11 protein-coding genes are annotated in these 11932 nt (G+C 62.0%); 4 read left to right on the forward strand and 7 right to left on the reverse strand.

Annotated elements, in window-relative coordinates; all coding sequences use genetic code 11:
* Nucleotides 1-133: 133 nt before the first annotated feature.
* From uvrD to zwf, 3 genes are all read right to left on the reverse strand, one after another.
* On the reverse strand, nucleotides 134-2320 hold the full coding sequence (uvrD, locus tag PPA02S_RS02345; protein WP_028632841.1) for a DNA helicase II: 2187 nt from the start codon (nucleotides 2318-2320) through the stop codon (nucleotides 134-136).
* 119 nt (nucleotides 2321-2439) lie between these two features.
* The gene (locus tag PPA02S_RS02350) at nucleotides 2440-2754 is read right to left on the reverse strand and encodes a hypothetical protein (RefSeq protein ID WP_028632842.1); all 315 of its coding nucleotides are present in this window, start codon (nucleotides 2752-2754) and stop codon (nucleotides 2440-2442) included.
* 90 nt (nucleotides 2755-2844) lie between these two features.
* Nucleotides 2845-4287 carry a glucose-6-phosphate dehydrogenase gene (gene zwf / locus PPA02S_RS02355; protein WP_028632843.1) on the reverse strand — a complete coding sequence of 481 codons (1443 nt, stop codon included), beginning with the start codon at nucleotides 4285-4287 and terminating at the stop codon, nucleotides 2845-2847.
* A gap of 103 nt (nucleotides 4288-4390) precedes the next feature.
* On the opposite strand from zwf, the gene hexR reads away from it, so the two are divergent.
* The gene (gene hexR, locus PPA02S_RS02360; protein WP_028632844.1) at nucleotides 4391-5257 is read left to right on the forward strand and encodes a transcriptional regulator HexR; all 867 of its coding nucleotides are present in this window, start codon (nucleotides 4391-4393) and stop codon (nucleotides 5255-5257) included.
* A 154-nt stretch (nucleotides 5258-5411) separates the two neighbouring features.
* The gene (locus PPA02S_RS22340; RefSeq protein ID WP_028632845.1) at nucleotides 5412-5630 is read left to right on the forward strand and encodes a PA3496 family putative envelope integrity protein; all 219 of its coding nucleotides are present in this window, start codon (nucleotides 5412-5414) and stop codon (nucleotides 5628-5630) included.
* On the opposite strand, the gene PPA02S_RS02370 is transcribed toward PPA02S_RS22340, so the two are convergent.
* A complete protein-coding gene (locus PPA02S_RS02370) occupies nucleotides 5572-6534 on the reverse strand; it encodes a LysR family transcriptional regulator (RefSeq protein ID WP_028632846.1) in 963 nt (320 codons plus the stop codon). The genes PPA02S_RS22340 and PPA02S_RS02370 overlap by 59 nt on opposite strands.
* Before the next feature lie 189 nt (nucleotides 6535-6723).
* On the opposite strand from PPA02S_RS02370, the gene PPA02S_RS02375 reads away from it, so the two are divergent.
* Both PPA02S_RS02375 and oadA read left to right on the forward strand, forming a co-directional pair.
* A complete protein-coding gene (locus tag PPA02S_RS02375; RefSeq protein WP_028632847.1) occupies nucleotides 6724-8139 on the forward strand; it encodes an acetyl-CoA carboxylase biotin carboxylase subunit in 1416 nt (471 codons plus the stop codon).
* Nucleotides 8140-8236: 97 nt separating this feature from the next.
* The gene (gene oadA, locus PPA02S_RS02380) at nucleotides 8237-10045 is read left to right on the forward strand and encodes a sodium-extruding oxaloacetate decarboxylase subunit alpha (RefSeq protein ID WP_028632848.1); all 1809 of its coding nucleotides are present in this window, start codon (nucleotides 8237-8239) and stop codon (nucleotides 10043-10045) included.
* Between the two features lie 103 nt (nucleotides 10046-10148).
* Here the strand turns inward: oadA and PPA02S_RS02385 are convergent, their stop codons facing one another.
* Genes PPA02S_RS02385 through PPA02S_RS02395 form a run of 3 tightly spaced genes read right to left on the reverse strand, consistent with a single transcriptional unit; the run spans nucleotide 10149 to nucleotide 11918 of the window.
* Nucleotides 10149-10820 carry a GNAT family N-acetyltransferase gene (locus tag PPA02S_RS02385; protein ID WP_028632849.1) on the reverse strand — a complete coding sequence of 224 codons (672 nt, stop codon included), beginning with the start codon at nucleotides 10818-10820 and terminating at the stop codon, nucleotides 10149-10151.
* Nucleotides 10813-11274, reverse strand: coding sequence for a GNAT family N-acetyltransferase (locus PPA02S_RS02390; protein ID WP_028632850.1), 462 nt, complete (start codon nucleotides 11272-11274; stop codon nucleotides 10813-10815). Before PPA02S_RS02390 ends, PPA02S_RS02385 begins: the two co-directional genes overlap by 8 nt.
* A gap of 14 nt (nucleotides 11275-11288) precedes the next feature.
* On the reverse strand, nucleotides 11289-11918 hold the full coding sequence (locus PPA02S_RS02395) for an FMN-binding negative transcriptional regulator (RefSeq protein ID WP_028632851.1): 630 nt from the start codon (nucleotides 11916-11918) through the stop codon (nucleotides 11289-11291).
* Nucleotides 11919-11932: the final 14 nt, after the last annotated feature.

The following is an 11932-nucleotide window of genomic DNA, read 5'->3' on the forward strand; positions in this document are numbered from 1 at the left end:
AGTGGGATATCCCCTGTTGTGGATTGCACGCGCGTCATGGTGCACAGGTTCCTGGGCACATGACCAGCGACATAATGTTTCGAGCTTTTGCCTAAATGTTGCAGGGCCGCACCCGCAAGGGACGGCCCAGGGTTCAGATCGCTTCCAGCTTGGCATACCCCAGCATCAACCACTTGCTGCCTTCGTCGAAATTCACCTGAACCCGTGCCTGGGCGCCTGAGCCTTCGAAATTCAGGATCACGCCTTCGCCAAATACCGCGTGCTGTACGCGCTGGCCGAGGTTGAACGAGGTCTGCGGGATATTGGCGTTGGCGAACAGGTTGCTGCCAGCAGCTGTTTTGGCCCCGCCGAACGGGCGGCTGACGCTGTTGGACAAACGCACTTCCTGAACCAGGCCTGCCGGAATTTCACGTACGAACCGTGAAACCTTGTTGTAGGTTTCGCTACCGTAAAGCCTACGCGTCTCGGCATAGCTCATGACCAGCTGGCGCATGGCCCGGGTGATGCCCACATAGGCCAGGCGACGCTCTTCTTCCAGGCGCCCAGGTTCTTCCAGGCTCATCTTGTGCGGGAACAGGCCTTCTTCCATGCCCACCAGGAACACATAAGGGAATTCCAGGCCTTTGGCGCTGTGCAAGGTCATCAGCTGGACGCTGTCTTCATGCTCGTCAGCCTGCGCATCGCCCGCTTCGAGCGAGGCATGGCCGAGGAAGGCGGACAGCGGCGAAAGGTCGGCGTCTTCTTCGGTGGATTCGAAATTACGCGCCGCGCTCACCAGTTCCTCAAGGTTTTCTACCCGTGCCTGGCCCTTTTCACCCTTTTCTTCCTGATGGTAGATAATCAGGCCCGACTGCTCGATGGTGGTCTGTGTCATGGTGTGCAGCGGCATGTCCGCCACTTTGGCAGCCAACCCTTCGATCAGCTCGATGAACGCGCCAAGCGCACTGGCGGCGCGGCCTTTCAGCGCTTTGGCGGCAATCAGCTGGCACATGGCCTGCCACATTGAAGCCTGGCTGTGACGCGCATGCTCGCGGATGGCCTCGACGGTTTTCTCACCGATTCCGCGAGGCGGGACGTTGATTACCCGCTCCAGGGCGGCATCGTTGCCCCGGCCCTCGATCAGGCGCAGGTAGGCCATGGCATTCTTGATTTCCGCACGCTCGAAGAAGCGCTGGCCGCCATAGATACGGTAAGGAATACGCTCGCGCAGCAGGGCTTCTTCCAATACCCGCGACTGGGCGTTGGAGCGGTACAGAATGGCGATGTCGCTGCGGGTATTGCCCTGCTTGATCAGGCTTTCGATGGTTTCCACCACGTAGCGCGCTTCATCATGCTCGTTGTAGGCGGCGTACAAGGTGAGCGGTTCGCCTTCACCCATGTCGGTCCACAGCTCTTTGCCCAAGCGGCCGCTGTTGTTGGCGATCAAGGCGTTGGCAGCCTTGAGGATGCCGCCTGTGGAGCGGTAGTTCTGCTCCAGGCGGATCAGCTCGGCGTCAGGGAAATCGGCCGTGTACTGGTGGATGTTCTCGATCTTGGCGCCGCGCCAGCCGTAGATCGACTGGTCGTCGTCGCCCACCGCCATCAGGCTGTCGCCGCCGCGCGCCAGCAGGCGCAGCCAGGCGTACTGCACGGCGTTGGTGTCCTGGAACTCGTCGACCAGTACATGGCGGAAGCGCCGCTGGTAGTGCTCCAGCAAACCGGGGTGGTCCCGCCACAAGTCCAGCGCGCGCAGCAGCAGCTCGGAGAAATCGATGACCCCGGCCCGCTCGCACGCCTGCTCGTAGGCGCTGTACACGTCGCGCATGGTGGACAGGAACAGGTCGCCCCCAGGCTGGATATGCTGCGGCCGCAGGCCCTCGTCCTTCTGCCCGTTGATGAACCACTGTGCCTGGCGTGCCGGCCACTTCTGCTCGTCCAGGCCCAGCTCGCGCATTACCCGCTTGACCAGCCGCTGCTGGTCGTCACTGTCGAGAATCTGGAAGTTCTGCACCAGGCCTGCTTCCTGCCAGTGGGCCCGGAGCAAGCGATGGGCCAGCCCGTGGAACGTGCCCACCCACATGCCCGCCGGGTTTATGCCCAGCAGTTGCTCGATCCGGTGGCGCATTTCTGCCGCCGCCTTGTTGGTGAACGTCACCGACAGGATCGAATGCGGCGAGGCCTGCTCTACCTGGATGAGCCAGGCAATGCGATGAACCAGCACGCGGGTTTTACCGGAACCGGCGCCGGCAAGCACCAGTTGACGCCCGACCGAGGCGGCTACGGCCTGGCGTTGGGCATCGTTGAGGGAGTTCAGCAGGAGGGAGAGGTCGTCTGTGTGCATCCCGCCATTCTAGGGGGAGGCTGACCCGGGGGCAAACGCCTACTGTATGAATATTCACCCCGGCCGACGGCCAGCGGTGGGAAGCCAGGCGGCAACCGTATGCCACCTGGCTGGGCGTATCAATCGCAGGCCTGGGCCGGTTCGATCTCAACCTTGAAGGAACCTTCCGAATGAATGATTTCTACTTGGCTGAACGGGCAGGCGCCGTCGCGAAGAAATTCGACGGTTTTTTCGGTCAGAACGGCATTGGCTACCACGCCGGTATCCACCAGCTCCAGATGCAGTACCTCCCAATTGCCGCGGTGGCGGACGTCCGGCTCGACCAGTACCGGCTCGAATGCCGGGCTAGGTACAGTGACGGTGCCGTGGACGCGGAAGGTCTGTTCGCCCGCAGCGGTTTGGTTGTAAGCGACAAAATCGGTGCATTTAGCCATTTTAGGTAGAGTCCTGTAGGGGGTGAAAGTAGCGCCGGAGCGCACAGCCACTTTCCCCTAGTCTGCGCAAGGCTTGGATTTGGCAATGCTTCACCCGTGCCAGGTTCTGCCATGACGGGCCAGCAGGCTGTTGGCCTGCTCCGGCCCGTTGTTGCCGGCCGCGTAGTGGCGGGGCGCCTGGAAGTGCTCTTCCCAGCCCGCGATGATCGGGTCCACCCACGCCCAGGCCGCTTCCACTTCGTCGCGGCGCATGAACAGCGTCGAGTCGCCCTCCAGCACATCCAGCAGCAGCCGTTCGTAGGCTTCCCAGCGGCGGGTCTGGCTGAACACCTGCGCCAGGTTCAGGTTCAGGTCTACCGGCTCCAGCCGCATGCCCTTCCCAGGGGTCTTGGTCATCATGCGCAGGCTGATGCGCTCGTCCGGTTGCAGCTGGATCAGCAACTGGTTTACCTGGCCACCGTTGAACAGCTCATGGGGTACCGGCTTGAACTGGATGACGATCTGCGAAGAGCGCCGCGCCATGCGCTTGCCTGTGCGCAGGTAGAAGGGCACGCCAGCCCAGCGCCAGTTGTCGATGTGCGCCTCGATCGCGACAAAGGTTTCCGTGTCGCTATCGTTATCCACATCCTTTTCGAAGTAATAGGCCATCACTTCCTGGCCGCCGATATGCCCGGCACCGTACTGGCCGCGTACGGTCTTGTCCTGCACATCCTGCCCGGTGATCGGTTTCAGTGCGCGCAGAATCTTCACCTTTTCGTCACGCACCGCTTCTGCTTCGAACTGCGCCGGGGGCTCCATGGCCACCAGGCATAACAGCTGCAGCAGGTGGTTCTGCAGCATGTCGCGCGTCGCCCCTGCGCGGTCGTAGTAACCGCCGCGGTTTTCTACCCCCAGGGTTTCCCCCACGCTGATCTGCACATGGTCGACCTGGCTATTGCGCCATACCGGCTCCAGCAAGGCGTTGGCAAAGCGCAGGGCCATGAGGTTCTGCACGGTTTCCTTGCCCAGGTAATGGTCGATGCGAAACACCTGGCGCTCTTCGAACACGGCACCGATCGATTCGTTGATGGCCGTGGCCGACGCCAGCGAATGGCCGATGGGTTTTTCCAGCACGATGCGTGCTTCACTGTCAGCCAGCCCGGCGATGCGCAGGTGCGTGGCGATAGGCACGAACAGCGAGGGCGCCGTGGCCAGGTAGAAGATACGCGTCAGCCCCCCGGGCTCACCCAGGTAGCGTGCCAGGCGGCCGAAGTCTGCACTTTGCGAGGCGTCCATGGCGAAGTAGTCCAGGCGTGCGCAAAAACGCCGCCAGACTTCATCGTCGAATTCGCTACGGGCAATCTGCGCGCGGCAGTGGCGCTCGGCGAGCTTGAGGTATTCGTTGCGTGGCAGTTGCCGCCTGGCCAGGGCGATGACCCTGACGGCCGGGTCCAGGCGAGCCTCGCGAAACAGGTGGTAGAGCGCCGGGAGCAATTTGTGCAGGGCCAGATCGCCAGTGCCGCCGAAGACCAGAATGTCGCAAGGAATAGTCAAACCACCACGCTCCACGTTCGTTTAACTGGGCGGGTTGGCGTCCATGTAGTATAACTACAAGAAAGCTACAACCCGGCCAGCCGATCATAACCGAGTCCAGCCCGTGAATCTGTTGCAACATATCGCCCAATCGCGCCACCTGCTGCGCAAATCGGAACTGAAAGTGGCCGACCACGTGCTGCTCGACCCGGCTGCCGTGATGCACAGCTCCATGGCCGACCTCGCGCACAGCGTCGGTATCAGCGAACCGACCATCGTACGTTTCTGCAGGGCCATTGGGTGTACGGGTTTTCAGGACCTAAAGCTCAAGCTGGCGCAGAGCTTGGCCGCCGGGGCCAGTTTCGGGCAGTTTGCCATTCACGAAGACGACTCCGTCGCCGACTACAGCCTGAAGATCTTCGACACCACCCTGCATACCCTGATGGAGGTGCGCGAGCACCTCGACGCGCACGCACTGCAGCAGGCGGTAAGTGCCATGGCCCAGGCACAGCGTGTGGAGTTTTACGGCTTTGGTGCGTCCGGTGCGGTAGCGGCGGATGCTCAGCACAAGTTCTTTCGCTTGCTGTTAAGCGCGGCGGCGTACTCCGACCCGCACATGCAGGCGATGTCGGCCGTCACGCTCAAGCCAGGTGACGTGGCAGTGTGCATTTCCCAGTCGGGCCGCTCCAAAGACCTGTTGATCACTGCCAACCTGGTACGCGAGAGCGGTGCCAACCTGATCACCCTGTGCCCCAGCCAGACCCCGCTGGCCGAGCTGTCCACGGTCAATTTGGCCATCGACGTGCACGAAGACACCGAAATCTACACCCCGCTCACCTCACGCATCGCCCACTTGGTGGTCATCGACGTGCTGGCCATGGGCGTTGCCATGGCGCGGGGTCCCAGCCTGGTCAACCACCTCAAGAGCGTGAAGCGCAGTTTGCGCAGCCTGCGCCTGTCGCCTAAATCGATCAAGGCGACCGACGACTGAGCAGCACCCTGCGCGCCTGTTCAGCCAGGCAGCACTGTGCATGCGGTAGTACCCTGTAGCAGTGAAAATTCACGATCCTGTCACCATTTCGGCGCAAAACCGTAAACCCCCTGGGCCAGTCTGAAACTCCCGCATCCTACCAGGGAGACAGGCAATGGCTCGTGACCACGACGGTATCTACCAACCCAACGCCAAAGCTCGCAAGCAGCAGGAAAAGGACCAGCGCCGCATGGAATACCGCCGCGCGATCGAAAGCTACTGCGATCAGCGTCAGCTGCTGCGCGACCTGGTGGATTACCCCGAACTGCAAGAACTCACGGTGTGGCAGGCGTCGGCGGCAAGCGCCCCGAAAAACGCTCAACCAGGCCGCTGATCAACGTTCGTTCACTGCGGATGAATGCCTGGAAGGCAAGCGCCACTGGCGATTGCCGCTTGGCCTTGGACTGCACCACGCACCAGCTGCGGTACAACGGCAGTTCTTCTACCGGCAGTTCCGCAAGCGCCCCGGTAGCCAGTTCAAGGTTGACCGCATGCCGGGTCAGCAGGGCGATGCCCAGGCCGGCGATCACGCACTCGCGCTGGGCGTCGGCGGATGCCACCTCCAGGGTCTGGGTGAAGTGCACGCGCTTTTCCTTGAAGTATTCCTCGCAGGCCCTGCGGGTTCCCGACCCCTGCTCGCGGATCAGCAGCGTATGAGGCTCCAGGTCCTGCAGGCGCAACTGCGCCAGCTTGCACAGCGGGTGATCGGGCGGGGCCACGGCAATGATCGGGTTATTGAGGAAAGGCAGGAACTCAAGGCCCATGTCCTGCGGCACCATGGACATGATGATCAGGTCGTCGCGGTTGTCGGAAAGGCGCCGGATGGCCTGGGCACGGTTGACCACCGTCAAGGTCAGGTTCACCTCCGGGTGACGCTGCTTGAAGGCGGCGAACAGGTGTGGAACGAAGTACTTGGCACTGGACTCGATGGCCAGTTTCAACTGCCCCTGCAATGACCCCTGCATGTCCGACAGTTGCATGTCCAGGCTCTCCAGGCGCCCGAAAATGTCATGGCTGGCGCGCTGCAAGGCTTCGGCGGCTTCGGTCAGGTACAACTTCTTGCCCACGTATTCGAACAGCGGCTGCCCGATGAGCTCTTCCAGCTGGCGTATCTGTAGACTTACGGCGGGTTGCGTCAACGCCATTTCTTCTGCGGCGCGGCTGTAAGACCGCAGGTCGCACACCTCATTGAAGATCTGTAATTGACGCAATGTCATACGCATCAAGGACTTACGCATTTTATTGGGCTCTTGGGCAATACCTTGTTACTTCACTATAAGCTTTTGCTAATACTGCCTCTAACAAATATTGATTTTTGTTTATCAACCCACAGCGCTAGGGTGAAAGTGCGACTGGCCAGCAACGCCTGGCCACGCGCCGACCGGTAGAACCGGCTCGACTGTTCCTACGGCTTTGGGAAGACTCCAGTGATAAAAAAAATCCTGATCGCCAACCGAGGTGAAATTGCAGTTCGGATCGTGCGCGCCTGCGCCGAGATGGGCATCCGCTCGGTAGCGATCTTTTCCGACGCCGACCGGCACGCCCTGCATGTGAAGCGCGCCGACGAAGCCCACAGCATTGGTGCTGAGCCGCTGGCCGGGTACCTGAACCCGCGCAAGCTGGTGAACCTGGCGGTGGAAACCGGCTGTGATGCGCTGCACCCGGGTTATGGTTTTCTGTCGGAAAACGCCGAACTGGCGGAGATCTGTGCAGAGCGTGGCATCAAGTTCATCGGCCCGGCCGCCGACGTGATTCGCCGCATGGGCGACAAGACGGAAGCGCGTCGCACCATGATCGCGGCGGGGGTACCGGTAACCCCGGGTACCGAAGGCAACGTGGCCGACATCCACGAAGCCCTCAGCGAGGGTGAGCGCATCGGTTACCCGGTGATGCTCAAGGCGACCTCCGGTGGCGGCGGGCGTGGCATCCGCCGCTGCAACAGCCGCGAAGAGCTGGAACAGAACTTCCCGCGGGTCATCTCCGAGGCCACCAAGGCATTCGGTTCGGCCGAGGTGTTTCTGGAGAAGTGCATCGTCAACCCCAAGCACATCGAGGCGCAGATTCTCGGTGACAGCTTCGGCAACGTGGTGCACCTGTTCGAGCGTGACTGCTCCATTCAGCGCCGCAACCAGAAGCTCATTGAAATCGCACCCAGCCCACAGCTCACGCCTGAGCAGCGCGCCTACATCGGCGACCTGGCCGTGCGCGCAGCCAAGGCAGTGGATTACGAGAACGCCGGTACCGTCGAGTTCTTGCTGGCCGATGGCGAAGTGTATTTCATGGAAATGAACACGCGGGTGCAGGTAGAGCACACCATCACCGAAGAAATCACCGGCATCGATATTGTCCGCGAGCAGATCCGCATCGCCTCCGGCCTGCCTTTGTCGGTGAAACAGGAAGACATCCAGCACCGCGGCTACGCGTTGCAGTTCCGGATCAACGCCGAGGACCCGAAAAACAACTTCCTGCCCAGCTTCGGCAAGATCACGCGTTATTACGCCCCCGGTGGCCCTGGCGTGCGTACCGACACGGCCATTTACACGGGCTACACCATTCCGCCGTTCTACGACTCCATGTGCCTGAAACTGGTGGTGTGGGCGTTGACCTGGGAAGAAGCCATGGACCGCGGCCTGCGGGCCCTGGACGACATGCGCGTGCAAGGCGTGAAGACCACCGCCGCGTACTACCAGGAAATCCTGCGCAACCCGGAATTCCGTAGCGGCCAGTTCAACACCAGCTTTGTCGAAAGCCACCCTGAACTGACCAACTACTCGATCAAGCGCAAACCCGAAGAGCTGGCCCTGGCCATCGCCGCCGCCATCGCCGCCCACGCCGGCATCTGAATGCAGGGGCAAGCTGCGAGCGGCACGCTGCAAGTAGAAGCGAATCGGCTTTTCTTGCGGCTTACCGCTACGAGCTTGCCGCTAAAAGGAGATAACAATGTCCAAGAAAATCCACGTAACCGACACGATCCTGCGCGACGCCCACCAGTCTTTGCTGGCGACCCGCATGCGTACCGAAGACATGCTGCCGATCTGCGACAAGCTCGACAAGGTTGGCTACTGGTCGCTGGAAGTGTGGGGTGGTGCCACCTTCGACGCCTGTGTGCGCTTCCTCAAGGAAGACCCCTGGGAGCGCCTGCGCAAGCTGCGCGCCGCCCTGCCCAACACGCGTCTGCAGATGCTGTTGCGCGGCCAGAACCTGCTGGGCTACCGCCACTACAGCGATGACGTGGTCAAGGCTTTCGTGGCCAAGGCTGCTGTAAACGGCATCGATGTATTCCGCATTTTCGACGCCATGAACGACGTGCGTAACCTGCGCGTGGCCATCGAAGCGGTCAAGGCGGCGGGCAAGCATGCCCAGGGCACCATCGCCTACACCACCAGCCCGGTGCACACCATCGAAGCCTTCGTGAACCAGGCCAAGCAGATGGAAGCCATGGGCTGCGACTCGGTGGCAATCAAGGACATGGCAGGCCTGCTGACACCGTTCGCCACGGGCGAACTGGTCAAGGCATTGAAAGCCGAACAGTCGCTGCCGGTGTTCATTCACTCCCACGACACTGCAGGCCTGGCTGCCATGTGCCAGCTCAAGGCTGTGGAAAACGGCGCCGACCATATCGACACGGCCATCTCCAGCTTTGCCTGGGGCACCAGCCACCCGGGTACTGAATCGATGGTCGCCGCGCTCAAGGGCAGCGAGTTCGACACTGGCCTCGACCTGGAACTGCTGCAGGAAATCGGCCTGTATTTCTACGCCGTGCGCAAGAAGTACCACCAGTTCGAAAGCGAGTTCACCGCCGTGGACACCCGCGTGCAGGTCAACCAGGTGCCGGGTGGCATGATTTCCAACCTGGCCAACCAGTTGAAGGAGCAGGGCGCCCTCAACCGCATGAGCGAAGTGCTCGCCGAGATCCCGCGTGTGCGTGAAGACCTGGGCTTCCCGCCGCTGGTCACGCCAACCTCGCAAATCGTCGGCACCCAGGCGTTCTTCAACGTGCTGGCCGGCGAGCGCTACAAAACCATCACCAACGAGGTGAAGCTTTACCTGCAAGGCGGTTACGGCAAGGCACCTGGCGTGGTGAACGAGCAACTGCGCCGCCAGGCCATCGGCAGCGAAGATGTGATCGACGTGCGCCCGGCCGACCTGTTGAAGCCGGAAATGGCCAAGCTGCGCACCGAGATCGGTGCCCTGGCCCGCAGCGAAGAGGACGTGCTGACCTTCGCCATGTTCCCGGACATCGGGCGCAAGTTCCTTGAAGAGCGCGAGGCCGGCACGCTCACTCCAGAAGTGTTGCTGCCCATTCCTGAGGCTGGCGCCGTCGCTGCCCCGGGTGGCGAGGGTGTGCCCACCGAGTTCGTCATCGACGTGCACGGTGAAACCTACCGGGTGGATATCACCGGGGTCGGCGTCAAGGCCGAAGGCAAACGCCACTTCTACCTGTCGATTGATGGCATGCCCGAAGAGGTGGTATTCGAGCCTTTGAACGAGTTCGTCGGTGGTGGCGGCAGCAAGCGCAAGCAAGCCAGCGCACCCGGCCATGTCAGCACCACCATGCCTGGCAACATCGTCGATGTGCTGGTGAAGGAGGGCGACACGGTCAAGGCTGGCCAGGCTGTATTGATCACCGAAGCCATGAAGATGGAAACCGAAGTGCAGGCGGCCATCGCCGGCAAGGTCGTGGCTATCCACGTGGCCAAGGGCGACCGCGTCACGCCCGGCGAGATCCTGATCGAAATCGAGGGCTGATAAACGCCCGGGGCTATAACGGTTTACCTCTGGGGAGCGCATGCTCCCCTTTTTTTCGGTCGCATGGCCCACCCCGAAGCGTGCTGGGCAGTGAAGCCAACCCTCAGCCTCTACGGCACACTTCGAGCGTTTCAACCTGGCCTTGCGGTTGTTGGTTGGCATCCCCCAACCACCGCTCGAACCCTGCAGCCACGGCAGGCCATTCATCGTCGGTAATCGAATACCACGCCGTATCGCGGTTGTGGTCCTTCACCACCAGATGCTTGCGGAACACCCCTTCGAAGGTGAAGCCGAAGCGCTCGGCCGCGCGCTTGGAGCGGGCGTTGGCGTTGTTGCACTTCCACTCCAGGCGCCGGTTGCCCAGTGCGAAACCCAGCTTGCCCAGCAGGTAAACCGCCTCGGTGCCTTTGGGCGTGCGCTGCATGGCCGCGCCGAAGGCGATGTGGCCTATTTCGATGCGGCCGTGATCGGGCACGATCGACATCAGGCTGAGGATGCCCTGTGCCTGCCCGTTGCTGCGGTCGATGACGCTATAGAACAATGGGTCGGTACCGGCCGCATTGGCTTGCAGCCAGCGGTCGAAGGCTCCGCGCTCGGTGAAGGGGCCGTAGGGCAGGTAATCCCAGAGGGAGGGGTCTGCCCCGGGGCCTTGCAGCACCTGCCACAGGTCATCGCCATGGCGCGCGGGGGCGAGCTTTTCCAGGCGCACGAAGCGGCCCTCGAGGGTGTCGGCCTTGGGTATCGCGGCCGGTTTCCAGTTCAAGGCATCAGTCATGGTTGCCCTCCAGCCCTTTGCGAAATTGGATGAAGCCAGAGCGTTCGGCCACCTGCTGGTACAGGCTGATGGCCGTGGCATTGGTTTCGTGGGTGAGCCAGTGCACCTTGATGCAGTTATCGGCCTTGGCCGCCGCATACACGTGCTCGATCAAGCGGCGGCCGATACCCAGGCCGCGCTGGGCGCTGTCGACGTAGAGGTCCTGCAGGTAGCAGGCGTTCTCGATGCTCCAGTTGGAGCGGTGATAGATCCAGTTGACCATGCCGACGGCCTTGCCATCGGCCCAGGCCAAGGCCGAGTGGGTGGGCTCGTTGGGGTCGAGCAGGCGCTGCCAGGTGCTGAGGCTGACCGGGTCTGCCACCTCGGACTCGTAGAAGCACAGGTAGGCCTGCCACAGTTCAAGCCAGGCTGCATGGTCTTGGGCGGTTACAGGGCGCAGGGTAACGCTGGTCATGGGCGATGCCTTCCTTAGAGGTGGCGCATGTGCGCCGCCAGTTGGTTGTCGAGAGGGTCGGGGCTGGCGCTCAGTGCCTCACGCACGCCGGCAATGTCCTGCGGCGGGCGGTTCTGGCTGAGCTTGCGAGCACCTTGCACGCGGCTGATGGGCAGGCGCACACCCACGATGGCCTTGAGCATGCTGGCCAGGTAATCAGCCGGTGCGTCGCTGACGCGCCAAGGCATGCTGGCGCCTTGTTCATGCAGGTCGGTGAGCCGGCGGACGATCGCCAACAGCGACTCGGGCTTGTGGATAACTTCGGCGGTGCCGTAGGCATGCACAGCCAGGTAATTCCAGGTAGGGACGACTTTGGGGTTGGCTTGCTTGCTGGGATAGAAACCGGGGCTGACGTAGGCATCGGCACCCGGAAACACCAGCAGCGCCTCGCTTGCCTGGGCCAAATCCTGCCATTGGGGGTTGGCCCGTGCCAGGTGGGCATACACGGTACCCAATTCACCTTCTGCCGTTTCGACCAGCACAGGCAGGTGGGTAGCCAGCAAGCCATGTGCGCCATGGGTGATCAGAATGGCCAGGCGTGTAGCCAGCATCGCTGCGTGCAACTGTGCAACATCGTGCTCTTGATGAGGCTTGCTGGAGTACATGCTCGGTTTCCTTA

Source organism: Pseudomonas parafulva NBRC 16636 = DSM 17004 (genome assembly GCF_000730645.1).
Classification (GTDB): Bacteria; Pseudomonadota; Gammaproteobacteria; order Pseudomonadales; family Pseudomonadaceae; genus Aquipseudomonas; species Aquipseudomonas parafulva.

Bases quoted from the DNA above. Each gene is read 5' to 3' on its own strand.
- uvrD (WP_028632841.1), bottom strand. From the start codon at position 2,320: ATGCACACAGACGACCTCTCCCTCCTGCTGAACTCCCTCAACGATGCC.
- PPA02S_RS02350 (WP_028632842.1), bottom strand. From the start codon at position 2,754: ATGGCTAAATGCACCGATTTTGTCGCTTACAACCAAACCGCTGCGGGC.
- PPA02S_RS22340 (WP_028632845.1), top strand. From the start codon at position 5,412: ATGGCTCGTGACCACGACGGTATCTACCAACCCAACGCCAAAGCTCGC.
- PPA02S_RS02370 (WP_028632846.1), bottom strand. From the start codon at position 6,534: ATGCGTAAGTCCTTGATGCGTATGACATTGCGTCAATTACAGATCTTC.
- oadA (WP_028632848.1), top strand. From the start codon at position 8,237: ATGTCCAAGAAAATCCACGTAACCGACACGATCCTGCGCGACGCCCAC.
- PPA02S_RS02385 (WP_028632849.1), bottom strand. From the start codon at position 10,820: ATGACTGATGCCTTGAACTGGAAACCGGCCGCGATACCCAAGGCCGAC.
- PPA02S_RS02390 (WP_028632850.1), bottom strand. From the start codon at position 11,274: ATGACCAGCGTTACCCTGCGCCCTGTAACCGCCCAAGACCATGCAGCC.
- PPA02S_RS02395 (WP_028632851.1), bottom strand. From the start codon at position 11,918: ATGTACTCCAGCAAGCCTCATCAAGAGCACGATGTTGCACAGTTGCAC.